The sequence below is a fragment of the Actinomadura sp. WAC 06369 genome, from assembly GCF_003947565.1.
Classification (GTDB): Bacteria; Actinomycetota; Actinomycetes; order Streptosporangiales; family Streptosporangiaceae; genus Spirillospora; species Spirillospora rifamycini.
This window is the reverse complement of the sequence record NZ_QHJN01000063.1, coordinates 16341-40504: the sequence shown is the minus strand read 5'-3', so window position 1 is coordinate 40504 and position 24164 is coordinate 16341. Positions and strand designations below refer to the sequence as shown.

The 24164-nt window shown below is 74.2% G+C and carries 24 protein-coding genes; 13 read left to right on the top strand and 11 right to left on the bottom strand.

Annotation, left to right across the window (positions count from 1 at the left end; all coding sequences use genetic code 11):
- From DMH08_RS18715 to DMH08_RS18705, 3 genes are all read right to left on the bottom strand, one after another.
- On the bottom strand, nt 1–986 hold a 986-nt coding region (locus tag DMH08_RS18715), incomplete at its 3' end, for an amidohydrolase family protein (RefSeq protein ID WP_148108595.1).
- Nucleotides 983–1939 carry a cyclase family protein gene (locus DMH08_RS18710; protein ID WP_199747880.1) on the bottom strand — a complete coding sequence of 319 codons (957 nt, stop codon included), beginning with the start codon at nt 1937–1939 and terminating at the stop codon, nt 983–985. The genes DMH08_RS18715 and DMH08_RS18710, both read right to left, overlap by 4 nt.
- Nucleotides 1939–2913: a fumarylacetoacetate hydrolase family protein gene (locus DMH08_RS18705; RefSeq protein WP_233617675.1), complete on the bottom strand. Its 975-nt coding sequence runs from the start codon at nt 2911–2913 to the stop codon at nt 1939–1941. Before DMH08_RS18705 ends, DMH08_RS18710 begins: the two co-directional genes overlap by 1 nt.
- 105 nt (nt 2914–3018) lie before the next feature.
- Between DMH08_RS18705 and DMH08_RS18700 the strand changes: the two genes are divergently transcribed.
- Together DMH08_RS18700 and DMH08_RS18695 are read left to right on the top strand one after the other, a co-directional pair.
- Nucleotides 3019–3933 carry a LysR family transcriptional regulator gene (locus DMH08_RS18700; protein ID WP_026401941.1) on the top strand — a complete coding sequence of 305 codons (915 nt, stop codon included), beginning with the start codon at nt 3019–3021 and terminating at the stop codon, nt 3931–3933.
- A 70-nt stretch (nt 3934–4003) separates the two neighbouring features.
- Nucleotides 4004–4483, top strand: a complete 480-nt coding sequence (locus DMH08_RS18695) for an inorganic diphosphatase (RefSeq protein ID WP_026401942.1) — start codon at nt 4004–4006, stop codon at nt 4481–4483.
- Nucleotides 4484–4491: 8 nt separating this feature from the next.
- Here the strand turns inward: DMH08_RS18695 and DMH08_RS18690 are convergent, their stop codons facing one another.
- The 5 genes from DMH08_RS18690 to DMH08_RS18670 all read right to left on the bottom strand — a co-directional run bounded on the left by DMH08_RS18690 (nt 4492) and on the right by DMH08_RS18670 (nt 9024).
- A complete protein-coding gene (locus DMH08_RS18690; protein WP_125616366.1) occupies nt 4492–5343 on the bottom strand; it encodes a DUF72 domain-containing protein in 852 nt (283 codons plus the stop codon).
- A 99-nt stretch (nt 5344–5442) separates the two neighbouring features.
- Nucleotides 5443–6315 (bottom strand): NAD(P)-dependent oxidoreductase, encoded by an 873-nt coding sequence (locus DMH08_RS18685; protein ID WP_125616363.1) that lies wholly within the window; start codon nt 6313–6315, stop codon nt 5443–5445.
- Complete coding sequence (locus tag DMH08_RS18680) at nt 6312–6743, bottom strand: carboxymuconolactone decarboxylase family protein (RefSeq protein ID WP_233617674.1); 432 nt, start codon at nt 6741–6743, stop codon at nt 6312–6314. The genes DMH08_RS18685 and DMH08_RS18680 overlap by 4 nt, the downstream gene beginning before the upstream one ends.
- Before the next feature lie 45 nt (nt 6744–6788).
- On the bottom strand, nt 6789–7877 hold the full coding sequence (locus DMH08_RS18675) for an NAD(P)H-dependent amine dehydrogenase family protein (RefSeq protein WP_125616360.1): 1089 nt from the start codon (nt 7875–7877) through the stop codon (nt 6789–6791).
- A gap of 265 nt (nt 7878–8142) precedes the next feature.
- Nucleotides 8143–9024 carry an NAD(P)-dependent oxidoreductase gene (locus tag DMH08_RS18670; RefSeq protein ID WP_125616357.1) on the bottom strand — a complete coding sequence of 294 codons (882 nt, stop codon included), beginning with the start codon at nt 9022–9024 and terminating at the stop codon, nt 8143–8145.
- A gap of 1302 nt (nt 9025–10326) precedes the next feature.
- Between DMH08_RS18670 and DMH08_RS18665 the strand changes: the two genes are divergently transcribed.
- The 4 genes from DMH08_RS18665 (at nt 10327) to DMH08_RS18650 (ending at nt 13725) form a co-directional block, all read left to right on the top strand.
- Nucleotides 10327–11169: an NAD(P)-dependent oxidoreductase gene (locus DMH08_RS18665; protein WP_125616354.1), complete on the top strand. Its 843-nt coding sequence runs from the start codon at nt 10327–10329 to the stop codon at nt 11167–11169.
- 36 nt (nt 11170–11205) lie between these two features.
- The gene (locus tag DMH08_RS18660) at nt 11206–12066 is read left to right on the top strand and encodes a mycofactocin-coupled SDR family oxidoreductase (protein WP_026401947.1); all 861 of its coding nucleotides are present in this window, start codon (nt 11206–11208) and stop codon (nt 12064–12066) included.
- Nucleotides 12067–12102: 36 nt separating this feature from the next.
- Nucleotides 12103–12294 carry a ferredoxin gene (locus DMH08_RS18655; RefSeq protein ID WP_026401948.1) on the top strand — a complete coding sequence of 64 codons (192 nt, stop codon included), beginning with the start codon at nt 12103–12105 and terminating at the stop codon, nt 12292–12294.
- Nucleotides 12295–12357: 63 nt separating this feature from the next.
- Nucleotides 12358–13725: a cytochrome P450 gene (locus DMH08_RS18650; RefSeq protein WP_125616351.1), complete on the top strand. Its 1368-nt coding sequence runs from the start codon at nt 12358–12360 to the stop codon at nt 13723–13725.
- A 102-nt stretch (nt 13726–13827) separates the two neighbouring features.
- Here the strand turns inward: DMH08_RS18650 and DMH08_RS18645 are convergent, their stop codons facing one another.
- On the bottom strand, nt 13828–14283 hold the full coding sequence (locus DMH08_RS18645) for a MarR family winged helix-turn-helix transcriptional regulator (RefSeq protein WP_026401950.1): 456 nt from the start codon (nt 14281–14283) through the stop codon (nt 13828–13830).
- Nucleotides 14284–14451: 168 nt separating this feature from the next.
- On the opposite strand from DMH08_RS18645, the gene DMH08_RS18640 reads away from it, so the two are divergent.
- Nucleotides 14452–15915, top strand: a complete 1464-nt coding sequence (locus DMH08_RS18640; protein ID WP_125616348.1) for an MFS transporter — start codon at nt 14452–14454, stop codon at nt 15913–15915.
- A gap of 39 nt (nt 15916–15954) precedes the next feature.
- Here DMH08_RS18640 and DMH08_RS18635 read toward each other — a convergent pair whose 3' ends face one another.
- Complete coding sequence (locus DMH08_RS18635; RefSeq protein ID WP_125616345.1) at nt 15955–17130, bottom strand: NAD(P)/FAD-dependent oxidoreductase; 1176 nt, start codon at nt 17128–17130, stop codon at nt 15955–15957.
- 128 nt (nt 17131–17258) lie between these two features.
- Between DMH08_RS18635 and DMH08_RS18630 the strand changes: the two genes are divergently transcribed.
- From DMH08_RS18630 to DMH08_RS18620, 3 genes are read left to right on the top strand one after another with little or no spacing between them, the layout of a single operon-like run.
- Nucleotides 17259–18965, top strand: coding sequence for a thiolase C-terminal domain-containing protein (locus DMH08_RS18630; RefSeq protein ID WP_199747878.1), 1707 nt, complete (start codon nt 17259–17261; stop codon nt 18963–18965).
- Entirely contained in the window at nt 18962–19972 is a 1011-nt protein-coding gene (locus DMH08_RS18625; RefSeq protein WP_125616342.1) for an alpha/beta hydrolase, read from the top strand. Before DMH08_RS18630 ends, DMH08_RS18625 begins: the two co-directional genes overlap by 4 nt.
- A gap of 1 nt (nt 19973) precedes the next feature.
- The gene (locus DMH08_RS18620) at nt 19974–20501 is read left to right on the top strand and encodes a DoxX family protein (protein WP_026401953.1); all 528 of its coding nucleotides are present in this window, start codon (nt 19974–19976) and stop codon (nt 20499–20501) included.
- Between the two features lie 51 nt (nt 20502–20552).
- Here DMH08_RS18620 and DMH08_RS18615 read toward each other — a convergent pair whose 3' ends face one another.
- Complete coding sequence (locus tag DMH08_RS18615) at nt 20553–21209, bottom strand: TetR/AcrR family transcriptional regulator (RefSeq protein WP_125616339.1); 657 nt, start codon at nt 21207–21209, stop codon at nt 20553–20555.
- A gap of 75 nt (nt 21210–21284) precedes the next feature.
- Here DMH08_RS18615 and DMH08_RS18610 point away from each other — a divergent pair, with 75 nt between their 5' ends.
- From DMH08_RS18610 to DMH08_RS18600, 3 genes are read left to right on the top strand one after another with little or no spacing between them, the layout of a single operon-like run.
- Nucleotides 21285–22148 (top strand): acyl-CoA dehydrogenase family protein, encoded by an 864-nt coding sequence (locus tag DMH08_RS18610; protein ID WP_125616336.1) that lies wholly within the window; start codon nt 21285–21287, stop codon nt 22146–22148.
- Entirely contained in the window at nt 22145–23293 is a 1149-nt protein-coding gene (locus DMH08_RS18605) for an acyl-CoA dehydrogenase family protein (RefSeq protein WP_125616333.1), read from the top strand. Before DMH08_RS18610 ends, DMH08_RS18605 begins: the two co-directional genes overlap by 4 nt.
- Nucleotides 23294–23302: 9 nt before the next feature.
- Entirely contained in the window at nt 23303–24094 is a 792-nt protein-coding gene (locus DMH08_RS18600; protein WP_125616330.1) for an enoyl-CoA hydratase, read from the top strand.
- The last annotated feature ends 70 nt before the right edge of the window (nt 24095–24164 follow it).

The window sequence follows — 24164 nt, the reverse complement described above, 5'->3', positions numbered from 1 at the left end:
CAGGTGGGGAGGGCGAAGAGGGCGGTGGCGTTGGCGCGCAGGACGGCGTCGCGGGCGGGGCCCGCGGGGAGGGCGGCGCGGATCCGGGCCACGGGGTCGTCGACGCCCATGTCGAACGGGTGGTCGGAGCCCATGACGACCTGGGAGGCGCCGACGGCGTCGATGAGGGCGCGCAGCGCGGACGGTTCGTAGACCAGGGAGTCGAACCACATGCGGCGCAGGTAGGTGCTCGGCGGGTCGGCGCACTCGCGGGCCTCGGGGCGCACCGCGTGGCCGTGGTCGGCGCGGCCCAGGTAGGCGGGCAGGTAGCCGCCGCCGTGGGCGGCGAGGATCTTCAGCGCGGGGTGGCGGTCGAGGACGCCGGAGAAGACCAGGTGCGAGAGGGCGACGGCGTTCTCGACGGGTTGCCCGACGATGTTCGACAGGTAGAAGCGGTCGAGGCGTTCGTCGAGGGTGCAGCCGAAGGGGTGGACGAAGACGACGGCGCCGTGCGCTTCGGCGCGGGACCAGAACGGTGCGAGCGCGGGGTCGGAGAGTTCGCGGCCCGGGGCGTGCGAGGAGATTTCGACGCCTCTGAGGCCGAGCGCCGCCGCGTGGTCGAGGGCTTCGACGGCCAGGTCCGGGTGCTGCAGGGGGACGAGGCCGAGGCCGTGGAGGCGGTCGGAGGCGGCGCAGTGCGCGGCGGTGCCCTCGTTGGCGAGGCGGTAGACCTCGCGGGCGAGGTCGCGGTCGGCCCAGTAGTGGTAGTGGGACGGGGACGGGCTGACGATCTGGACGTCGACGCCGGCGGCGTCCATGTCCGCGAGGCGCGCGTCGACCCGGGTGAGGCGGTGGAGGCGTTCGCCGATCATGGCGCCGCTCGCCCGCAGGGACGCGGGGCCGTTGCGGCGGGCGTCCAGGGCCCGGTGCTCGGCGTGGCCGGGCCGGTCGGCGACCGCCGCGTCGACGGCGGGAAGGAGGACGTGGGCATGGACGTCGATGTTCATTTGACCGCGATCGGGTTGACGGGGGCGCCGACGGCGCCGGTGACGGGGATGGGCCCGGCGGTGAGCCAGAACTCGTGGACGCCGTCGGACGCGCAGTCGGCGGCGAGCGCGTCGAGGTCCCAGAGTTCGCCGATGAGGAGGCCCATGTTGGGGATGGCGACCTGGTGCAGCGGCTGGAACGCGTCGTCGAATTCGTTGGGGCGCACCTCGAAGCCCCAGGTGTCGGTGGCGATCGCGGCGATCTCGGTCCGGTGCAGCCAGGACGCGGTGGTGAACGACAGCCCGGGCGCGGGGCCGCCCGCGTAGTCGCCCCAGCCGTCGCGGCGCGCGCGGGCGAGGTGGCCGGTGCGGACGCAGACGATGTCGCCGCGCCCGACGGCGACGCCGTGCGCGTCGATCGTGGCGCGGAGATGCTCCTCGGTGATGGCGAAGCCGTCGGGGAGCTCGCCGCCGCCGACGACGCGGCCGACGTCGAGCAGGACGCCGCGTCCGGCGACGGGCGCGGCCATGTGCTCGATGCCGGTGACCAGGTCGCCTTCGGAGGTGACGACCTTCTCGGCGGGGCGGCCGTTCCAGGCGCGGCCGTGGTCGAAGATGTGGCCGAGTCCGTCCCACTGGGTGGAGCACTGCAGCGGCATCGACACGACGTCGTCGGCGCCGCCGATCCCGTGCGGGAAGCCCTGGTTGCCGAGGGCGGCGTCGGTGCCGGTGTCGAGCATGGTGTGCACCGGGTTGGTGCGGCGCCGCCAGCCCTTCTGCGGGCCGTTCATGTCGAACCGCTGGGAGAGGGAGAACGACGCGCCGCGGCGGACGAGCGCGGCGCCTTCGCGGCGCTTGGCCTCGTCGATGAAGTTGACGGTGCCGAGCACGTCGTCGTCGCCCCAGCGTCCCCAGTTGGAGCAGGCGGCGGCGGCCGCGGCGATGGCGCCCTCGGGGTCGGTGCGGTCGAGCATCACGCCTCCTCGGCGACGCAGCGGTTGCGCTGGGCGCCCAGCCCGGTGATCGTCCCTTCCATGACGTCTCCGGGGCGCAGCAGCCGGCCCCAGTGCTTGCCGTTCCCGGCGGGGCTGCCGGTGAGGACGAGGTCGCCGGGCAGCAGCCGGGCGGTCTCGGACGCGTGCGCCACCAGCCGGGCCACATCGAAGATCATGTCGGCGGTCGACTCGTCCTGCATGACGTCGCCGTTCAGGCGGAGCGTCACCCGGAGGTCGGCGGGGTCGACGAACTCGGCGGGGACGAGGTACGGGCCGAGGGGCGTGAACGTCGGGGCGTTCTTCGCGCGGAGCCAGTCGGTGCCGATCTCGGGCATGTCGCGGCGGAAGACGAGCTCGCGGGCCGTCACGTCGTTCGCGATCGTGTACCCGGCGACGTGCGCGAGCGCCTCGGACGCGGGGACCCGGTAGGCGGGGCGGCCGATGACGGCGGCGAGTTCGAGTTCCCAGTCGGGTTCGGCGCACCAGGACGGGATCACCACGTCGTCGTAGGGGCCGGTGACGGACGACGGCAGGCCGATGAACGCGTACGGCTCGTCCTCGGCGGCGCGCCGGTCCATCATCGCGGCGGTCTCGGCGCGGACCCGCTCAGCGGGGCGCCCGCCCTCCGGTTCGTGCGCGACGGCGAGGTCGATGACGTGCGTGCGGTAGTTCGCGCCCGACTGGACGATCTGCCGGGGTTCGACGGGCGCGTGGACGCGCAGGCCGTCCAGCGGCAGGCGGTCGCCGTCGGCGGCGCGCAGCAGCGGCAGCGCGTCGTCCCAGCGGTCCAGCAGGTCCCGGACGGTCCCGTGGGCGGCGAGCCCGGGGACGGTGCGCAGGTCGACGACCCGGTCGCCGGTGACCAGCCCCGGGAACACGGGGCCGTCCCCGGCGGAGAACGAGCCGACCGCGAACCGGCCGGCGGGCCACTTTTCGGCGAGTGTGCTTTCCACGGCGTCCCTCCTAGCGATGCCATTAACCTTGGAGCACCAGGGGAGATCTGGGAAATCGATTCCCCAGATGCCCGGCATCCATGGAGTGAATGGAGGCGTCCCGCCGTGAACCTGGCCAGCCTCGACCTGAATCTGCTGGTGGCGCTGCGCGCCCTCCTGGAGGAGCGCAACGTCACCCGGGCGGGGCGGCGCATCGGGCTGAGCCAGCCCGCGACCAGCGCCGCGCTCGCCCGGCTGCGCCGCCACTTCGGCGACGAGCTGCTGGTCCGGAACGGCAACGGCTACGACCCGACGCCGCTCGGCGCGGCCCTGGAGGCGCCCGCGGCCAACGCGTGCGTGCTGCTGGAGCGGCTGTTCACCAGCCGCGCCGAGTTCGATCCCGCGTCCGAGCGCCGGGAGTTCACGATCATGGCGTCCGACTACGCGGTGGCGGTGTTCGGCGCCGCGCTGGCGCGCGCCGTGCACGCCGCGGCGCCCGGGGTGCGGCTGACGTTCCGGCAGGTCGGCCCGGAGATCGGCGACAACACCGACGCGCTGCTCAGCGCGGTGGACGGCGTGCTCATGCCGCACGGCGTGATCAGCGGTTTCCCCACCGTCGAGCTGTACCGGGACGAGTGGGTGTGCCTCGTCGCCGCCGACCATCCCGAGATCGGCGACGAGCTGACCCTGGACGACCTCGCGCGCCTGCCGTGGGTCGTGTACCAGCGCCCCCACGACGCGCCGGCGGCGCGGCAGCTCGGCATGCTCGGCCTGGAACCGCGGGTGGAGGTGTCGGTGCAGAGCTTCCAGCTGATGCCGTCGCTCGTTGCGGGGACCCGCCGGCTCGCGCTGATCCAGCGCCGGCTCGCCGAGCTCCTCGCGCCGGTCGCCGCCGTCCGCGCGCTGCCGTGCCCGTTCGAGGCGGTGCCCGTCCAGGAGGCGCTGTGGTGGCACCCCGTGCACACGCACGACGCCGCGCACGTCTGGCTGCGCGGTCTCGCCGCCCGGACGGCCGCCGCGTTCACCGGCGGATCGGCGTGACCGAACCGGTTTCGGGACGTTCTCAGCGGCGAACTCCCGGAGAGGGACGCGCGTCGCGAGGGGGGAACCGATGGAGACCGAGATGATCGTCGAGATTCCGCGGGGGTCGCGGAACAAGTACGAGATGGATCACCGGCTCGGGCGGATCCGGTTGGACCGCATGCTGTTCACCTCCACGCAGTACCCGGTGGACTACGGCTACATCCCCGGCACGGTGGCGAAGGACGGCGACCCCCTCGACATCATGGTGCTGCTGGAGGAGCCGACCTTCCCCGGCTGCCAGGTGACCGTCCGCAGCATCGGCGTCTTCTGGATGCTGGACGAGAAGGGGCCGGACGCGAAGATTCTCGGCGTCCCGGCCCGGGACGTCCGCTACGAGGGCATCCGCGACCTGCGGGACGTGCACGCGCACACCCTCGACGAGATCGGCCACTTCTTCGACATCTACAAGAGCCTCGAACCGGGCAAGAGCTCCGACGTCCGCGGCTGGCAGGACCGGGAGGTCGCCGACAAGGAGATCGCCGACTCCCTCGCGCGCGCCCGCGGCTGACCGGCGGCTCAGAAGAGGGTCGGCGGCCCGACGGGCTCCGGTTCCGGCAGCGGCTCGAGCTCGGGCACCCGCGCCCGCACGTCGTCGTGGAAGCGGCGGGCGAGTTCGGGCGCCTCGGCGTTGTCCGGCGTGTGGACGAACACGGTCGGCGTGCGGCCCTCGCGGAGCCAGTCGGCGACCGCCGCGACCCAGCCCTGCCAGCCCTCGACGGTGCGGTCGGCGTCGTCGCGGCCGAGGTAGCGGACGATCGGGCGCCCGGTGAGCGCCGCGGTGCGCCGGGGCATCCGCGGCTTCTTCAGCCACGCGTCCCGTTCGGCGTCGCTGGTCGGCGGGCTCCGGAACAGCGTGGTGGTGTCGAACGGGACCCATTCGGCGCCCGTCTCGGCGAGCGCGCGCTCCAGGAGGGCCGCCGCCCGGGGCTCCTCGAAGAACGCGCGGTGCCGCACCTCGACCGCGTACCGGTGCGAGGAGGGCAGCCGCCGCAGGAACCGGACGAGCGTCCCGACGTCGCCGGGCCCGAACGAGCCGGGGAGCTGCACCCACAGCGCGTGGGCGCGCGGCCCGAGCGGTTCGATCGCGTGCAGGAACGCGCGCAGCTCGTCGTCGGCGCCCGCCAGGCGGCTCCCGTGGGTGACGGGTTTGGGCAGCTTCACCACGAACCGGAAGTCGGGGGACGTCTGCCGCGCCCACGACTCGACCGCGTCCCGCGACGGGGTCGCGTAGAACGTCGTGTTGCCCTCGACCGCGTTGCACCACGACGCGTACGCGCGCAGGCGCTCGTCGGCGGGCAGCGAGCGGGGCACGTAGCGCCCCTGCCACGGGGCGAGGTTCCACATCGCGCATCCCACATGAAGCCGCACGGCCCCGACGTTATCGTGCGATCCCGATCGTGGGATCCCGGTCGCGCCGTCCCGGTGGTGCGGTCCCGCCCGCGGACGCCCGCCGTGTCGGCCCGGCGGTCAGCCGCGGCCCCGCCACCGGGCGATGTCGGTCTGGTCGGCGTCCGGGCCGAGGTCCTCGGCGGCCGCCGCCCACAGGTCCACGGCGGCCCGCCCGAACGCCAGCGGCTCGCCCTGCGCCTCCGCCAGCTCGGCCGCGATCCGCATGTCCTTGAGCATCAGCGACAGCCCGAACCCGGAGTCGTAGCGGTCGGTGAGCACGAACTCCGGCCACTTGACCTCGGTGGAGGCGCAGCGGCCGCTCGACGCGTTGATCGCCTCGATCATGACCGCCGGGTCCAGCCCGAAGCGGCCGCCCGCCCGCATGATCTCGGCGGTCGCCAGCAGGTGGGAGGCCGACAGCAGGTTGTTGAACGCCTTCAGCGCGTGCCCGGCCCCGACGTCCCCGGCGTGGACGACGGCGCGGCCCAGCACGTCCAGGACCGGGCGGACGCGTGCGACGTCGGCGGCGGCGCCCCCGGCCATGACGGTGAGCGTCCCGCCCTCGGCGCCCTTCACCCCGCCGGACACGGGGGCGTCCACGAACCCGATGCCGCGCTCGGCCGCGCGGGCCGCGAGCTTCTGCGTGGACAGGGGACGGCTCGACCCCATGTCGACCAGCGCCGCGCCGGGTGCGAGCGTGTCGAGCAGGCCGTCCGCGACGCCCTCGACGATGTCGCTGTTCGGCAGCATGAGCACGACGGCGTCGGCGCCGCGCGCCGCGTCGGCGGGCGACGCCGCGAGCACGAGGCCGTCCGGGAGGTCCCCGCCGGGCGGCACGGGGTCGTGGGCCCGGACCCGCAGCCCGGCCTCCGCCAGGCGCCGGGACATCGGCCGCCCCATGTTGCCGAGGCCGACGAACCCGACCGTCCGGATCGGCGCGCGCCCGCTCATCGCTCCGCCGTCCCCGCGCCGGCGGGCCCGTCCGGGAGTTCGCCCAGTTCCCGGAGCACCCGCTCGGCGATGCGGAACGCGTTCGTCGCCGCCGGGACGCCGCAGTACACCGTCGTCTGGAGCAGCGCCTCGCGGATCTCGGCGACCGTGCAGCCGTTGGTGACCGCCGCGCGGACGTGCACGGCGAGTTCGTGGTCGCGGCCCAGCGCCGTCAGCGTCCCGAGGTTGATGAGGCTGCGGGTGCGCCGGTCGAGGCTGTCGCGGGTCCACACCGCGCCCCAGCAGAACTCGGTGACCAGTTCCTGGACGGGCCGGGAGAACTCGCTCGCCCCGTCCATGGAGCGCTCCACGTGCTCGGCGCCGAGCACCTCCCGGCGGGTCGCCAGACCCCGGTCGAAAAGGGACGGGTTCGCGTCGGTGACGCTCAACGGCTCGCTCCTCGTGCTCGCTGGCCGGACGGGGGACGGACGCGCTCAGCCGAGCGCGGCGACGATCTGCGGCAGGTCGGCGGTGGTGCGGATGCCGGGCTCGGCGGCGCAGACGAACGGGACCGCGTTGACCGCGCGGTGGGCGGTGTAGCCGGGGGTGGTCGCGGCCATCCGGTCGAGGGGGACGGGGAACCGCAGGTCGACGTCCAGCGGCGCGTCGCCCTCCACCGCGACGTGCCAGCCGGTGGCGCGGACGTCCCAGTCCGCGTCGAGTTCGGCGGTGCAGTACCAGGTCGCGCGGAAGCGCAGCAGGGCGCGCCCGCCGCGGATGCCGGAGACCGTGATGCGCTGCGCGGCGACGGTCCCGGCCGCGATCTCGCCCGCGGCGATGCGGACCGTGCGCGGCGCGGTCGCGACCTCGCCGGACGCCTCGATCGAGTCCAGCGGCAGCCCGAGCGCGTCGGCGAGGAGCGCCAGGGACGGGCCGAAGCTGACGCGGCCGTGGTTCAGGCGGCGCTCGTCCAGGTCGGCGGGCGGGCGGCCGAAGCCCATCACGTCGAACAGCAGCCCGGGGGAGTCGCGCCGGGAGAGGTCGGCGAACTCGCTGATCGTGAGCCGGTCGAGCCGCCGCTGGATCGACGTGAGCACCAGCGGCACGGCCTCGGTGATGAACCCGGGGCTGCTGCCGGTGCTGTGGATCGAGGCGCCGCCCCGCTCGCACGCCGCCTCGACCCGCTTGCGGACATCGGGGTCCATGCCGTCCGGGCGGTGGAACTCGCCGCGCGTCGTGACGATGTTCGCGCCCGCCTCCAGCAGCCGGCAGACGGTGTCGATGTCGCAGGCGGCCGGCATGTAGAGGACGCAGTCGGGGCGCAGGGCCAGGACCTCGCCGACGTCGCGGGTGGCGGTGACGCCGGTCGGGCCGGCGCCGCACAGCTCCCCGGCGTCCTTCCCCGCCTTGGCCGGGGAGTGCACGTACGCTCCGGCCAGGGACAGGGTCGGATGCTCGATCACCGCCCGCAGCGCCCGCGTGCCGATGTTCCCGGTGGCCCACTGGACGACCCGGTACCGGGCTCGCTCGTCCCGCCCGTCCGCGGGCGGGACGCCCGGTCCGTCCTGCGGCGTCTCCGGCATGTGCGGCACCTCGCTCTCTGCTAGCGAGAACGTTAATCTCGCCAGCAGAGATGGTCAATACCGGACTCGCGTCAACGTCAACCCCCTCGTGCGGACCGTCTCGGAGAAGATCCAGGCCGGCGGCGGCGAGCGCGAACGCGCCGGTGCACAGGGACGCCACGCGCCCCGGCGGCGTGGACCGCGCGCTTGGCCGTGGGCGAACGCGCCCGCGCAGACGCCGGCGACCAGGCCCCGGCGGACGGCCGAAGGGCACCCGGGAGGGTGCTCACCTGCGGTGGTCCATCAGGTCGAGCGCGTCGTCCGCCGCCCGCAGGGCCGGGCCCGCGGGAACGTCCGCCGCCTCCGCGACGGCCGCCAGCAGCCGCGCGTCCTTCTGCAGCAGCGCGCCCGCGCGGGCCGCCAGCGGGTCGAGCGTGCCGCCCGCCGCCGCGACCCGTTCCAGTGCGAAGCTGGCCCCGCTGCCGTGCGCGACGACCTCCGCGAGGCGGGCCGGGTCGACGCCCAGCGACCGCCCCAGCGAGAGCGCGCCCGCGGCGGTCGCGAGGTTCGCGGTGAACAGCACGTTGTTCAGCAGCTTGGTGAGCTGCCCGGACCCGAGCGGGCCGAGGTGGACGATCGGGTCGGCGTACGTCGCGAACACCGGGCGGCACCGCTCGACGGCGTCGTCGTCGCCCCCCGCCATCACCAGCAGCCGCCCCTCGGCCGCCGCGGGCCCGCCCCCGCTGACCGGCGCGTCCACCACGGCGACGCGCCGAGCGGCGGCGAGGTCGGCGAGGCGCCGGCAGGTGTCGGGATGCACCGTGCTGTGCACGACGATCACCCCGCCTTCGGCGAGCCCGGCCAGGATCCCGTCCGCACCGGCGACGACCTCCTCGACGCCCGCGTCGTCGACCACGCAGACGCAGGCGACGTCGCAGTCGGCCGCCATCGCCGCGGGGGAGGCGGCGGTCGCCGCGGCGGTGTCCGCGAACGGGGCGAGGGAGTCCGGGCGGCGCGCCCACAGCGTGGTCGGATGCCCGGCCTCGACGATCCGGCGGGCCATGGGCGCGCCCTGGCTGCCCAGCCCGACGAAGCCGACGCGCGCCTTCGCCGCGGGCGCGCTCCCGGACGATGTCCCGGGCGGTGGGGTCACTGACGGTCCGCTCATCGGCGCTCCTCCTCAAACGACGTTCTCTCAGACGACGTTCTCTCGGGCGGTGGTCTTTCGGGCGGTGGTCTTTCGGGCGGTAGTGCTTCGGGTGGTGGTGTCTGGGTGGTGGTGTCTCGGACGGCGTTTTCGGGCGGCGGTGTCTCGGATCGTGGTGTCTCGGGTGGCCGCGTTTCGGGTGGCCGCGTTTCGGGTGGCGCTGTTCGGGTGGTCGTGTTTTGGGTGGCGGTCTTCTGCCGGGGTGGTGGTGTTTTGGATGGTGGTTTTTCGAGCCGGTGGTGTTTCGAGCGGTGCGTCGGACGGTGTTTCTTACGTGCGGTGGTGTCTCGGACGGGCGTTCTCTCGTACGTGGTGCGAGGGCGGCTCCCCGGCGCTGGCCGTGAGGCCGCTGGCGTGCGTGCCTCCTGCTGAGCGCCGCCGTCCGTTCGGACGAACGGGGGCTGCGACTGCAGACTCGGGTTGTCGCCCATCGCCTGTCGCCCGGTGCTCATCGCTCGTCGCCTGTCGCTCGTCGTCCGTTGCCCGTCGCCCGTCGCCCGCGGTCCGCCGCCCCCCGCCCGCGGTCCGCGGTCCGCGGTCTGTCGCCCGCCGCCCGCGGTCCGCTGCCCGGGGTCCGTCGTCCGCGGTCCCTAGTCCGTAGCCCGCTGTCCGTCGTCCGTCGTCCGTGCCCGTCGTCCGTCGTCCGTGCCCGTCGTCCGTGCCCGCCGTCCGCCGTCCGTAGCCCGCCGTCCGTAGCCCGCCGCCCGTCCGTCGCCCGGTGGCCGCTCGTCCGGTGGCCCTCGCCCGGCGGCCGCTCGTCCGGTGGCCCTCGCCCGCTGTCCGTCGCCCGGTGGCCGCTCGTCCGGTGGCCGCTCGTCCGGGGGCGTGCGGCTGGCGGGTGCGGGCTTGTGGTGGGTCGGAGGCGGGCCTTGGGGCGGGCGGTCGCTCACGGCGAAGGAAAGCAGTCGTCCGACGGGCCGTCAACAGTGCCGGACGGCACCGCCGGGGTGCTCGGAGGTCGCTCGCAGTGCCTTCCGGCGACCCCGGAGGGGCGGTGGCCCAACGCTTTTCGTAGCGATCGAGAATGTGCCCTGACCAGCAGCAACGCGGTTTCCGTGCCGGTTGTGGACCGTGCCGCCGGGAGGCGTTCATGCAAGCCGGGTCAGGACTTTGAATCACTGTTCATCAGGGTGACCTATTGCTCAAACCGTTGAGCCTGGCTAGTGTCGCGGTCACCTGAGACCCCCGCCGGGGATCGACGTCGTCCGGACCGGCCGCCGTGCCGCGTCCCGTGCGGCGACCACGCGCGAACAGGAGCGGCCGATGCGCCTCGGATTCGTCGGAGCCGGCCGGATGGGCCGCCCGATGGTGGGCCGCCTCGTCCGGGCCGGCCACGAGGTCCGCGTGCTGGGCCGGACGGCCGAGGCGCGCGCGGCGCTCGCCGCGGAGGGCGCCGAGCCCGTCGCCGACGCCGCCTCCGCCGGGGAGGGCGCGGCCGCCGTCCTGGTGTGCGTCTTCGACGACGACCAGGTCAGGGAAGTGTGCGTCGGCGGGCCGCTGACGGACCGGATGCCGCGCGGATCGGTCGTCGTCCTGCACACCACCGGCGATCCGGACACGGCCGCGGCCGTCGCCCGGCGCGCCGCCGCGCGCGGCGTCCGGGTCGTGGACGCGCCGGTCAGCGGCGGCCCGCACGACATCGCGGCCGGGCGGCTCGCGGTGTTCGCGGGCGGCGGCGACGACGCCGTGGCGCGGGTCCGGCCCGCGCTGCGCTGCTACGGCGACCCGGTCCTGCACGTCGGGGCGCTGGGCGCGGGCCAGCGGGTGAAGCTGCTCAACAACGCGCTGTTCGCCGCGCAGATCGGGCTGCTGGCCGAGGCGGTCCGGCTCGGCGCGGCGTTCGGCGTCGAGGAGTCCGTGCTGCTCGAGGCGCTCGGGCACGGCAGCGCGTCGAGCCGGGCGCTCACCGGCGTCGCGGCCCGCGGGTCGGTCGCGCGGTTCGCGGCGGCGGTGGGCGGGTTCCTCGGCAAGGACATGGACGTCGTCCGGCGGGTCTCCGCCGGGCACGGCGCGGATCTCGGCGCGCTGGGCGGGGGGCTGGACGCGCTGGCCGGAGCGCTGGACGCCGCCGCGGGCGAGCGGACGGGAACTTCCACCGCCGGTTGACGGAACGGGCGGCAGAGCAGGAAAGGGACGACACCAATGGGACGTGTCGAGGGGAAGGTCGCGTTCGTCACGGGCGCGGCGCGCGGGCAGGGACGCAGCCACGCCGTCCGGCTGGCCGAAGAGGGCGCCGACGTCATCGCGGTCGACATCTGCCGGGACATCGAGACGGTCGGCTACAAGCTGGCCGGACCGGACGACCTCAAGGAGACGGTGCGGCTGATCGAGGCCGCGGGCCGCCGCGCCGTCGCGGTGCAGGCGGACGTGCGGGACGCCGCGCAGCTCGCGGACGCGGTGGAGCGGGGCGTGCGCGAGCTGGGCCGGCTCGACGTCGTCGTCGCCCAGGCCGGCATCGCGCCGCTGCACGGGAACCCGCCGCTGCAGGCGTGGACGGACGTCGTCAACGTGAACCTGGTCGGCACGATCAACGCGATCCAGGTGGCGCTGCCGCACCTCGGCGAGGGCGCGTCGATCATCGCGACCGGGTCGGCGGCGGCGATGATGAACCACGGCATCGTCCAGACGCCCGGGTCGAACCCCGGCGGGGCGGGCTACGCGTTCACGAAGCGGGCGCTGTCGGAGTACGCGCACGAGCTGGCGCGCAACCTCGCGCCGCACAAGATCCGCATCAACGTGATCCATCCGACGAACTGCAACACGCCGATGCTGCAGAGCGAACCGATGTACCGCTCGTTCCGCCCCGACCTGGAGAACCCGACCCGCGCGGACGCCGAGCCGGCGTTCGCGGTGCAGCAGGCGTTCCCCGTCTCCTACGTGGAGCCGGGCGACATCAGCGACACGGTCCTGTTCCTCGCCTCGGACGAGTCCAAGTTCGTGACCGGGATGCAGATGCGGGTGGACGCGGGCGGCTACCTGAAGTGGCACGACTACCACGTCTGATAAGCGACGGCCGGACGAAAGGCAGGAGGAAAGAGCGTGAAGGTGCGCGTCGATTCGGAACGGTGCCAGGGCCACACGCTCTGCGCGATGATCGCCCCGGAGATCTTCGAACTCCGCGACGTCGACGGCCATTCGTGCGTCGTGCGGGAGGACGTGCCGGCGGACCAGGAGGCGCAGGTCATCGAGGCCGTCAACTCGTGCCCCGAGCGTGCGATCTCCGTCGACTGACGGCGCCGTGTCCGGCTCCCACCGCGATGACCCCGACCTCGAGTGACTTTGGAGAAGGGCAATATGGGTGCGGATGACGTCGTCACGGGCGACGACCGTAAACAGAACCGGTACCATTTCGACCGGCACGCGCCGGAGTACCGCGGGCGGTTCGAGGCGATCACCGAGGAAATGCACGAGAAGTGCCCGATCGCCTGGACGGAGACCTACGGGGGCCACTGGGTCGCCGCGGGCAACCGCGAGGTGTTCGAACTCGCCCGGTCGGCCGACCGCGTGTCGAACGACCACGACATCAAGGGCGAGCGGCGCGGCTACCAGGGCATCTCCATCCCGCCGCCCGAACGGGGGAGGGGCAGCACCGGCGGCTTCCTGGAGATGGACCCGCCCGCGCAGCGGTACTACCGGCAGGCGCTGAACCCGTACCTGTCCCCGGCCGCGATCAACCGGTGGATCCCGGTGATCGACGAGCTGGTGCGGGCCTGCCTCGACGAGCGGATCGAGAGCGGCCGCATCGACTTCGTCGACGACCTCGCCAACGTCGTCCCGGCGGTCCTCACGCTGGGGATGATGGGCATCCCGATGAAGGACTGGGTCGTCTACAACGAGCCGGTGCACGCCGCCGTCTACACGCGGCCGAACACGCCGGAGGCGGAGCGGGTCGCCGAGATGCACAAGGAGATGGGGCGCCATCTCGTCGGCCAGTTCTTCGAGATCCAGCAGAATCCGCGGCCGGGGCTGATCGACGAGATCGCCCGCATCGAGATCGACGGGGAAGCCCCGCCGTTCGAGGACCAGGTCGGGGCGCTCGGGCTGATCATCGGCGGGGGGTTCGACACGACGACCGCGCTCACCGCGCACGCGCTGGAGTGGCTCTCGGAGAACCCGGAGGAGCGCGCGCGGCTCAGCCGCGAGCGCGACACGCTGCTCAACTCGGCGACCGAGGAGTTCCTGCGCTACTACACGCCCGCGCCGGGCGACGGGCGCACGATCTCCGCCGACTGCGAGATCGCCGGAACCTCCTTCAAGGAGGGCGAGCGGCTCTGGCTGTCGTGGGCCATGGCGAACCGGGACGCCGCGGTGTTCCCGGAGCCGAACACGATCGACCTCTCCCGCAAGAACAACCGGCACAGCAGCTTCGGGATCGGCATCCACCGGTGCATCGGCTCGAACGTCGCGCGCACGGTGTTCAAGCGGATGCTGGTCCAGGTGCTCGACCGGATGCCCGACTACCGGTGCGACCCCGAGGGCGCGGTGCACTACGACACGATCGGCGTCATCAACGGGATGCGGAAGCTCCCGGCGGCCTTCACCCCCGGCGAGCGGCTGGGGGCGGGGCTGGACGAGACGATCGAGCGGATGCAGCGGATCTGCGACGAGCAGCGGCTCGCCGAGCCGGTGACCGTCCGGAAGGCCCAGGCGAAGATCGACTGATGTCCGTCCGCTCCCGGCGGCCCCTCCGGGAGCGGGGCACCGGGGCCGGTGCGACCGTCGGCGCGGCGGCCGCACCGGCCTCCGGCGTGCCCGGGGGACGGGTCAGGGGCGGGGCCAGGTCCGTCCGGACAGGCGCTCGATGTCGGTGTTGAAGCGTTCGAGGTACCCGGCGAACGCCTCGACCTCCTCGGCCGTCCAGTCGTGCAGCACCTTCTCCAGGCCCCGGACGATCCGGTCGCGCTCGTCGTCGAGCCGGCGGGCGCCCTCGTCGGTGATGCGGAACTTGCGCGCGATCCCGGCGCCGGGATCGGCGATGCGCTCCACGAGTCCGGCGCGCAGCATGGCGGACGTCTGCCGGTTCAGGGTCGACTGGTCGAGCCGGAAGACCTCGCTGAGTTCCCGGATGGACATCGGCCCCTCCAGCCGGATGCGGCTGAGCAGGATGTAGGCGCTGCGTTCGAGGCCGCCCGTCTCCTGGCCGGCGCGCCGGACCGTCGTGAGGGTGTGCCGCGTGAGCAGCATCGTCTCGAACTCGACCCGTTCCGTCGGCTTGTCCACGCCGTCCTTCTCTCGCTCACTGCGCGCTCGCCGGGAATCCGTGCCCGCCGCGCCGTTCCCGCACGCCAGCATGCTTACCACAGCGATATGCATGATGCACAAGTTGTGCATAGGACACATCGTATGTAGGTTGCACACGCTGAATCGTGTGGAAATGGGGTGTGCAACGTGGAGGACTCCACGGCCCGGGGGCGCTCCGGGGGAATAGTCGGAGTGCTGGCCGTGGCCGGCATCGTCGCGTCGCTGATGCAGACGCTCGTCGTACCGCTCATCGGCGAGCTGCCGCGGCTGCTCGGCACGACCGCGTCCAACGCGGCCTGGGTGGTCACCGCGACGCTGCTCGCCAGCGCGGTCGCCATGCCGGTGACGGGGAAGCTCGGCGACCTGTACGGCAAGCGGCGGATGCTGCTGATCCTGATGATCCCGCTCATCGCCGGGTCGGTCGTCTGCGCGGTGTCCGGCTCCGTGGTCCCGATGATCGTCGGGCGGGGGCTGCAGGGCGTCGGCATGGGCATGATCCCGCTCGGCATCAGCGCGCTGCGCGACCTGCTGCCGCCCGAGCGGCTGGGGTCGGCGATCGCGCTGATGAGCTCGTCGATGGGCATCGGCGGCGCCTTCGGGCTGCCGCTCTCCGCCGCGGTGATCGAGAACACGAGCTGGCGCGCGCTCTTCTGGGGCTCGGCCGCGCTGAGCCTCCTGGTGGCCGTGACGATCTGGTTCCTCGTCCCGGACGTCCCCGCGCGGGGCGGCGGGCGCATCGACGCCGTCGGCGCGGTGGGCCTCGGCGCCGGGCTGGTGTGCTTCCTGCTCGGCGTCTCCAAGGGCGGCGACTGGGGCTGGACGAGCGGCACCACCGTCGGGCTCCTCGCGGCCGCGGTCGTCCTCTTCCTGCTGTGGGGCGCCTGGGAGCTGCGGACCCGCGACCCGCTCGTCGACCTGCGGGTCACCGCGCGCCGCCCGGTGCTCCTGACGAACCTGGCCTCGGTCATGATCGGCTTCGCGATGTACGCGCAGGCGCTGATCGGGCCGCAGCTGCTGCAGATCCCGGAGGCGACCGGGTACGGGCTCGGCCAGTCGATGCTGGCCGCCGGCCTGTGGATGGCGCCCGCGGGCCTGATGATGATGCTGGTCTCCCCGCTGGGCGCCCGGCTGTCGGCCGCGCGCGGCCCCAAGGTCACCCTCTGCGCCGGTGCGCTGGTGATCGCCGCCGGCTACGGCAGCTCGGTGCTGATGACGGGCTCGCCCTGGGGCGTGGTGGCGTTCACGTGCATCATCAGCATCGGCGTCGGGTTCGCCTACGGGGCCATGCCCGCGCTGATCATGGGCGCGGTGCCGCACTCGGAGACCGCCTCGGCCAACAGCTTCAACACGCTGATGCGGTCCATCGGCACCTCGGTCGCGGCGGCGGTCGTCGGCGTCGTCCTGGCCGAGATGACCGTCTCCCTGGGCGGGCACGCGCTGCCGTCGGAGAACGGCTTCCGCGTCGGCCTGCTGATCGGCAGCGGCGCGGCGCTGGTCTCCGCGCTGATCGCGCTGACGATCCCGGGCCGCCGCGCGGAGCCCGGTGCCGTCGGCGGGCGGGCCGCCGAGAGCGCCGCGCCCGCCGGGACCGGGGCCGCCGCGAAGGGCTGACGCCCCGGACCTCCCCGCCGCCGTGCCCCGCCGGCGCGGTCACCGCTCCAGCAGCCGCTTCCGGTAGGGCATGACGCGGGCGGGGAGGTTCCAGCCGAGGACGCCGGTGAGCGCGCCGCCGGACCGGTACAGCGCGACGAACCTCCCGTCCTCCACCGCCCCCTCCTCGATCGTCACGTCGCTCCCCTCCGGGAAGACGCCGTGCGCCTGGATCTTCACGTCGTACTGGTCGCTCCAGAAGTAGGGGAGCGGGGCGAACGGCTTCACGTCGCCGTGCAGCAGGTTGTGCGCCGCCGCGGCGCCCTGGTCGGTGGCGTTGGTCCGGTGCTCGACGCGCATGCGGCGCCCGTACCTCGGGTTGAGCCACGAGGCGACGTCGCCCGCCGCGTAGATCCCGGGCGCCGCGCGGCAGTGCTCGTCGCACTCGACGCCGTCCCCGAGCGGCAGCCCGGACCCGCGCAGCCACCCCACCGCGGGCTCCGCCCCGACGGCGACGACCACGACGCCCGCCCGCACGGTCGTCCCGTCCGACAGCCGCACGGCCGCGACCCGGCCGTCCTCGGCCACCGCCTCCTCGATGCCCGCGCCCATCCGCAGGTCCACGCCGCGGTCGCGGTGCAGGGCGGCGACGGCGGCGCCGACCCGCGGCCCGACCTGGCGCGTCATCGGCACCGGGAGCGGGTCGGCGACGGTCACCTCCAGGCCCATGCCGCGCGCCGCGGCCGCCACCTCCAGGCCGAGGAAGCCGGCGCCGACCACGACGGCCCGCCGCCCGTCCCGCAGGGCGTCCCGCAGCGCCGCCCGCAGTGCCAGCGCGTCCGAACGGTCCCGCAGGACGTGCACGCCCGCCAGGTCACGGCACTCCGGAAGGCGGCGCGGGCGCAGGCCGGTGGCGATCACCAGCCCGTCGTACGGCAGGTCCGGCGCGCCCTCGACCCGGACGAGCGCGCGCCCGACGTCGAGGCCCGTCGCGCGGCCGCGCACCAGCCGGACGTCCAGGCCGGCGAAGTGGTCCGCGTCGCGCAGGTCGGTGCGCTCGGGCTCCCAGGCGCCGGTCAGCACCTGCTTCGACAGCGGGGGGCGGTCGTAGGGCGGCGCCGGCTCGTCGCCGAGCAGGACGAGCGGACCCTCGTAGCCCTCGCGGCGCAGCGTCTCGGCGGCGGCGACGCCCGCCGCCCCCGCGCCCGCCACGACGACGCTCCGCGGCCGCCTCACGGCGCACGCACCTCGCTGTTCACAGATGAGCCTCCCATCAGTAGGATCAACGATGATCCAAGAAAATGAACCATAATTCAATCCATCTGAAGCCCATGACGTCGGACGCCATGGAGTGAGGAGGCACGGTGGGCGGCAGCGCGACCGGCAGCGCGACCGGGGGAGAGGCGGCCGCCGGGGCGGGGCGCCCGCTGCCCCGGCTCACCCCGGAGAACGAGTTCTTCTGGACGTCCGGCGCGGACGGGCGCCTGCGCGTGCAGGAGTGCGAGGCGTGCTCGGCGCTGATCCACCCGCCGCAACCGGTGTGCCGGTACTGCCGCGGGACGGCGCTCGGCGTGCGGGAGGTCTCCGGCCGCGCCACCCTCATCGGGTTCACCGTCAACCACCGGTTCGGCCTGCCGGGCCTCCCGGCGCCGTACGTCGTGGCGCAGGTGGCGCTCGAGGACGACCCCCGCGTGCGGCTCACCACCAACGCCGTCGGGTGCGACCCCGGCGACCTGGTCCTCGGCATGCGGATGGAGGTCGTGTTCGAGCACGTCGAGGACGTGTGGCTGCCGCTCTTCCGGCCCGCCGCCGAGCAGGGGCCGCCGGCCGGCCTCCCCGCCGACGAGGTCCCGCCCGAGCGGATGGCGACGCTCGTCCGCCCGATGCTCACCACCGACAAGTTCGAGGACAGGGCCGCCCTCACCGGCATCGGCGCGTCCGAACTCGGCCGCCGGCTCATGGCGGACCCGCTGTCCCTCACCGTGCAGGCGTGCGAGCGCGCCGTCGCCGACGCGGGCCTGACCCTGGACGACATCGACGGCCTGGCCACCTACCCCGGAGCGGGCCCGTTCGGCGGGTTCGGCGAGGGCGGCGTGACCGCCTTGGAGGCCGCGCTGGGCCTGCGGCCGACCTGGTACAACGGCGGCGCCGAGACGTTCGGTCCCGGCGGGTCGCTGATCGCGGCGATGCTGGCGGTCGCGGGCGGGCTCGCCCGGCACGTCCTGTGCTTCCGGACGCTGTGGGAGACCACGCACGGGGAGCTGGCGCGGCGCGGCGGCGCGGGCGCGGGCGGCGGCCGCGTCGAGGGGGCCGCGAGCTGGCGGACGCCGTTCGGGTCGACGTCGGCGGCGCACACCCTCGCGCAGAACGCCCAGCGGCACTTCCACCGGTACGGCACGACCCGCGAGACCCTCGGCTGGATCGCGCTGAACCAGCGCGCGAACGCCGCCCTCACCCCGACGGCGATCTACCGGTCCCCGATGACGATGGACGACTACCTGGAGGCGCGGCCGATCACGACGCCGTTCGGCCTCTACGACTGCGACGTGCCCTGCGACGGCGCCGTCGCCGTGATCGTGTCGGCCGCGGACGCCGCGCGGGACCTCGCCCGGCCGCCCGTCCTGGTCGAGGCGGTCGGCACGCAGATCACCGAGCGGATCGACTGGGACCAGAGCACCCTCACGCACGAGCCGCAGGTGCTCGGCCCCGCCGCCCACCTGTGGACGCGCACGACGCTGCGGCCGTCCGACGTGGACGTCGCGCAGCTCTACGACGGGTTCACGATCAACTGCCTCTCCTGGATCGAGGCGCTGGGGTTCTGCGGCATCGGCGAGGCGAAGGACTTCCTCGACGGCGGCAAGAACATCGCCCGGGACGGCGTCCTCCCGCTGAACACGCACGGCGGGCAGCTCTCGCACGGCCGGACGCACGGGATGGGGCTGGTTCACGAGGCGGTCGTCCAGCTCCGCGGCGACGGCGGCGAGCGCCAGGTGCCGGGCGCCCGGGTCGCCGTGGTGAGCAGCGGCGGCCTCACCCCCGGCGGCGCGATGCTCCTCAGGACGGACGCATGACGCTCGGCGAACGGGCCCGCACGGACGCCCGCACGGACACCCGCGACGGCGGCGCCCGCGACGGCGGCGCCCGTACCGGCGGCACGGTGGAGGCGCGCGTCGCCGACGTCGGCGGCGTGCCGATGTCGGCGCGGATCGCGGCGGTGCCGCACCCGCGCGCGACCGTCCTCGCGCTGCACGGCGGGGCGGTGAGCACCGCCTACTTCGACGCGCCCGGGCATCCCCGGCTGTCGCTGCTGCGGACGGGCGCCGCGCTCGGCTTCACCGTCATCGCGCTCGACCGGCCCGGCTACGGCGCGTCCGCCCCGCACGCGGAGCGGGTGGCGCCCGCCGAGCGGCGGGTCGACCTCGCGTACCGGGCCGTGGACGCCCTGCTGGGGCCGCGCCCGCGCGGCGCGGGCCTGTTCGTGCTGGCGCACTCGGTCGGTTGCGAGCTGGCCGTGCGGATGGCCGCCTGCGGGCGGGGCGACGCGCTGCTGGGGCTGGAGCTCTCCGGCACCGGCGTCCGGCACCACGACCGGGCCGCCGGGATCCTCGCCCCCGGCGACGGGAAGCGGCTCCCGGCGGCGCGGAGCATCCGCGGGCTCATCTGGGGACCGGACGAGCTGTACCCGCCCGACGTCATCGGCCACCCGGACCTGCAGGCCAGGTCGCCCGCCTACGAGGGGGACGTGGTGCCGCCCTGGCCGTCCCGCCTGCCCGGGCTGGCCGCCCGGGTGCGGGTCCCCGTGCGCTACACCCTCGCCGAGCACGAGACCGTCTGGCGTCCCGGACGGGCGGCGCTGGACGAGGTCGCGGGGCTGTTCGGCGGATCGCCCCGCGTCGCCGTCGACGAGCAGGCCGGCGGGGGCCACAATCTGAGCCTCGGGTACGCCGCCGCCGCCTACCACTGGAAGGCGCTGGCGTTCGCCGAGGAGTGCGCGTCGGCGCGCACCCGACTCCGCGCCGACGCCGACGACGGCCCCGGAACCGGGACCGGAGCCGACACCGACCCGACGGGAGAATGAGATGCCGGAAGCCGAGGCCGCGGCCCTGCTGGCCGTGCGGCTGGTCGTGGGCGCCACGATGATCGTCCACGGGTACAACCACTGGCGCGGCGGCGGCCGCATCGCGGGCACCGCGGGCTGGTTCAGCGGCCTCGGGCTGCGCCGCGGGACGCTCCAGGCGTGGCTGAGCGTGCTCACCGAGATCGGTGCGGGCGCGCTGCTGATCCTGGGCCTGCTGACGCCGCTGGCCTGCGCGGCGATCGTGTCGGTGATGCTCGTCGCCGGGCTGCTCGCGCACCGGTCGAACGGGTTCTTCGTGTTCAAGGACGGCTACGAGTACGTCCTGGTCCTGGCCGTCGTCTGCGTCGCGCTCGCGGCGCTCGGCCCCGGGACGGTCTCGGTGGACGCCGCCGCGGACATCGAGGTCACCGGCTGGGCAGGCGGCGGCATCGCGCTCGGCGTGGGGGTCGCCGCGACCGCGGGACTGCTCGCCGCGTTCTGGCGTCCGGAGCGCGAGCCCGCGGCGCAGCCGGAGGAGCAGGCCGCCTGACCGCACCCCCCGCGGACCGTGCCGGGCCCGCCGCCGTCGCGGCGGGCCCGGCTAGTCCGCGGCGGGGGCCGTGATGCCGCGCAGGCAGAAATGCCAGATCTCCGGTGCGGTCATCGGGACGGCGGAGCCGTCGCCGCCGCCGCTGCTGTGCGCGGTGAAGATGACCGTCTGCATGACCAGGGCCGCCTGGCGGCGCGGCCGGCCCGGACGGACGGCGCCCGCCGCGGCGGCCTCCTCGACGAGCTCGGTGAAGACGTCCAGCATCGGGCGGTGCGCGGCCGCCACCTGGGGCGGGTGCGAGACGAGGAGCCGCAGGGCGAAGTCGCTGAACAGCGGGCGGCTCTCCCCGGGCGTCGGACGGCACTGCCCGTAGAGGGTCTCGACCGCGGCCCGCAGCCGCGGCAGGGGCTCGCACCGGCGCTCCGCGGCCTCCCGGACCTCGGCCGCCCCGGCGGCGAGGGCGTCCTCGAACAGCGCCAGCAGCAGCTCGTGCTTGCCGTCGAAGTGCTGGTAGAAGCTGCGCAGCGACTGCCGGGAGCGGTCCACGACCTCCTGCACCGTGAAGTCGGTCGTCCCCTTCTCCGCCATCAGCTCCTGCGCGGCGTCGAGGAAGCGCTGCACGCGCTGCTCGGCGCGCAGCTTGGCGGCTCGGGTGGAGCGCTCGACCGCGCGTCGGCGCCAGGCGGGTTCTTCCACGACCTCGGACATCTCGTTGATGATACTCGCGTGAAGCGAAATATGAGACTCTTACTTACAAAGAACGAGAATGCTATTCTCGCGCGCATGGAGTTCGAGTTGGATGAGGACCAGCGGCTGCTCCGGCAGACGGTCCGCGAAACGGTCGCCAAGTCGCGGTCGCGTCCCGAAGACGAGCTGTGGGCGGCCCACCGCGAGCTGGGCTGGCTGGACGCCCCGCCGGTGGAGCTGGCGATCGTGCTGGAGGAACTCGGGTACGCCGCCGACCCGACGCCCTTCCTCGCCACCGCCACCTGGTTCCTCCCGCTCGCCGGGCGGCCGCCGCGGGGAACGGGGACGGCGGTGTGCGACGGGACCGGCCGGTTCGTCCTGGACGCCGACCGCGCGGACGAGATCGCGCTGGTGACGGCGGACGGCGTCGTCGTCGTGGACGGCGCGGACGCGGCCGCCGAGCGCGTCGACACGTTCGACCCCACCCTGCACGTGGCGCACGTGCCGTCCCGGCCGGACGGGCCGCGCCTCGTCGCCGGAGTCCCCGACCTCGCGCTGATGGGGCTGGCGATCACCGCGGTGGGGAGCTGCCGCCGCATCCTCGACATGGTCGTCGCGCACGTCCGCGACCGGCACCAGTTCGGCGTGCCCATCGGCTCGTTCCAGGCCGTCAAGCACAAGGCGGCCGACATGCACGTCGCCATCGAGCGCGCCCGGGCGCTCGCCTACTTCTCCGCCCTGACGATCGCCGAGGACGACCCCCGCCGCGGCCGTGCGGCGGCGATGGCCAAGGCCGCCGCCGGCGAATGCCAGCAGGTCGTCTTCCGCAACGGCCTCCAGCTGTACGGGGCCATGGGCTTCACCTGGGAGAACGAGCTGCAGATCCATCTCAAGCGGGCGAAAGCCTGCGACCTGCTGCTGGGAACGGCGGCCGAGCACAGGAGGGCGTTGCTCCGATGAGGTTGGGCTCCGATCCGGAGGTCGAGGCGTTCCGCGCCGAGTTCTCCGCGTTCCTCGACGCGCACCTGCCGACGGCGGCCGAGGCCGTGCCGCGGTCGAAGTCGAGCGCGGACGTCCCCGAGTGGGCGCGGCGGTGGCAGCGGACGCTGTTCGACGCGGGCTGGCTCCTGCCGGGCAACCCGCCCGAGTTCGGCGGCCGGAACGCGACGCTCCCGCAGCAGCTCGCGCACCTGGAGGAGCTGTCGCGGCGGCGGATCTACCACAGCTTCAACCCGCAGGGCGTCGGCATCATCGCCGCGTCCGTCCTGACGTTCGGGACCGAGGAGCAGAAGCGCCGCTGGGCCGTGCCCATCCTGCGCGCCGAGATCACCGCGGCGCTCGGCATGAGCGAGCCGGGCGCGGGGTCGGACCTGGCCGGCCTGCGGACCCGCGCCGTCCTCGACGGCGACGAGTTCGTCGTCAACGGGCAGAAGGTGTGGACGTCGGGCGCGCACGACGCCGACGTGCTGCTGACGTTCGTCCGGACCGACCCGGACGCCCCCAAGCACAAGGGCATCAGCGTCCTGCTCGTCCCGACCGGGGCGCCGGGCGTGGTGCGCCGGCCGTTCGGGTCCATCGCCGACCCCGCCGACCTGGACTTCAACGAGGTCTTCTTCACCGACGTGCGGGTGCCGAAGGAAAACCTGATCGGCGCGCTGAACAAGGGCTGGGGCGTCGCGCACGGCTCCCTGGGCCACGAGCGGACGCTGCTGTGGCTCAGCTTCGCCGAGCGGCTGGAGGACCTGGTCCGGGACGCGCCCAGCGACCAGGAGTGGTACGCCACGCTCCAGATGGACCTCCAGGCGCTCCGGCTGCTCGGGTACCGGGCCCTGGGCGACCGGGTCGACCCCGCCGAGCTGTCGGTGCTGAAACTGCTCGGCTCCGAGGCCGTGCAGGAGGCGTCCCTGCACGCCCTGGAGGAGCGGGGCGCCGGGGGGCTCGTGCATCCCGAGCGGACGTCGCCGCCCAACCACATGAGCAACGAGGCGTTCTCCTGCAGCTGGTTCGAGCGGTACGTCCGCAGCTTCGCCGGGACGATCGCCGGCGGCACGTCCGAGATCCAGCGCAACATCATCGCCGAGCGCGTCCTCGGCCTGCCCAGGTAAGGAGAGCCAATGGACCAGATCCTCTACGAGGTCGCCGACAAGGTCGCGGTCATCACGCTGAACCGGCCCGAGGCCGCCAACGCGCAGACCGGGGCGCTGCTGGACGACCTGGACGCGGCGTGGGCGCGGGCCGCGGCCGACGACGGCGTCCGGGTCATCGTGCTGAAGGCGAACGGGCGGCACTTCTCCGCCGGGCACGACCTGAAGGACCGCGAGTGGGCCCCGGAGAAGCTCACCCTGGAGTGGATCTACTCGGTCGAGTCGCGCCGGTACCTGGAGTACACGCTGCGCTGGCGCAACGTCCCGAAGCCGTCGATCGCGGCGGTGCAGGGCAAGTGCATCGCGGGCGGGCTGATGCTGTGCTGGCCGTGCGACCTGATCGTCGCGGCCGAGAACGCCGAGTTCTCCGACCCGGTCGTCCACATGGGCATCGGCGGCGTGGAGTACCACGGCCACACCTGGGAGCTCGGGCCGCGCAAGGCCAAGGAGATCCTGTTCACCGGCCGCGCGGTCACCGCCGCGGAGGCCGAGAAGGTCGGCATGGTCAACAGGGTCGTGCCGCTCGGCGAGCTGGAGGCGTCCGCGATGGAGCTGGCCGGGCAGATCGCGCAGATGCACCCGTTCGCGCTGCGGCAGGCGAAGCGGGCCGTCAACCAGACCCTGGACGTGCAGGGCTTCTACGCCGCGATCCAGTCGGTGTTCGACACCCACCAGACCGGGCACGGCAACGCCCTCAGCGTCGACGGCTACCCCGTCCTGATGAAGCTCGACGGCATGAAGGACAAGCTCAAGTCGCAGTGACGCCCCCGAGCGCGAACGCGGTGGCGGCCGTCCCGGCGAGGGGCGGCCGCCACCGCGTTCACCGGTTCCG

Excerpts from the sequence above, each read along its gene's own strand:
- DMH08_RS18710 (WP_199747880.1), bottom strand. The coding sequence starts at position 1,939 with ATGCTCGACCGCACCGACCCCGAGGGCGCCATCGCCGCGGCCGCCGCC.
- DMH08_RS18695 (WP_026401942.1), top strand. The coding sequence starts at position 4,004 with ATGGAGACCGAGATGATCGTCGAGATTCCGCGGGGGTCGCGGAACAAG.
- DMH08_RS18685 (WP_125616363.1), bottom strand. The coding sequence starts at position 6,315 with ATGAGCGGGCGCGCGCCGATCCGGACGGTCGGGTTCGTCGGCCTCGGC.
- DMH08_RS18675 (WP_125616360.1), bottom strand. The coding sequence starts at position 7,877 with ATGCCGGAGACGCCGCAGGACGGACCGGGCGTCCCGCCCGCGGACGGG.
- DMH08_RS18670 (WP_125616357.1), bottom strand. The coding sequence starts at position 9,024 with ATGAGCGGACCGTCAGTGACCCCACCGCCCGGGACATCGTCCGGGAGC.
- DMH08_RS18665 (WP_125616354.1), top strand. The coding sequence starts at position 10,327 with ATGCGCCTCGGATTCGTCGGAGCCGGCCGGATGGGCCGCCCGATGGTG.
- DMH08_RS18660 (WP_026401947.1), top strand. The coding sequence starts at position 11,206 with ATGGGACGTGTCGAGGGGAAGGTCGCGTTCGTCACGGGCGCGGCGCGC.
- DMH08_RS18650 (WP_125616351.1), top strand. The coding sequence starts at position 12,358 with ATGGGTGCGGATGACGTCGTCACGGGCGACGACCGTAAACAGAACCGG.
- DMH08_RS18625 (WP_125616342.1), top strand. The coding sequence starts at position 18,962 with ATGACGCTCGGCGAACGGGCCCGCACGGACGCCCGCACGGACACCCGC.
- DMH08_RS18620 (WP_026401953.1), top strand. The coding sequence starts at position 19,974 with ATGCCGGAAGCCGAGGCCGCGGCCCTGCTGGCCGTGCGGCTGGTCGTG.
- DMH08_RS18615 (WP_125616339.1), bottom strand. The coding sequence starts at position 21,209 with ATGTCCGAGGTCGTGGAAGAACCCGCCTGGCGCCGACGCGCGGTCGAG.
- DMH08_RS18610 (WP_125616336.1), top strand. The coding sequence starts at position 21,285 with ATGGAGTTCGAGTTGGATGAGGACCAGCGGCTGCTCCGGCAGACGGTC.
- DMH08_RS18605 (WP_125616333.1), top strand. The coding sequence starts at position 22,145 with ATGAGGTTGGGCTCCGATCCGGAGGTCGAGGCGTTCCGCGCCGAGTTC.
- DMH08_RS18600 (WP_125616330.1), top strand. The coding sequence starts at position 23,303 with ATGGACCAGATCCTCTACGAGGTCGCCGACAAGGTCGCGGTCATCACG.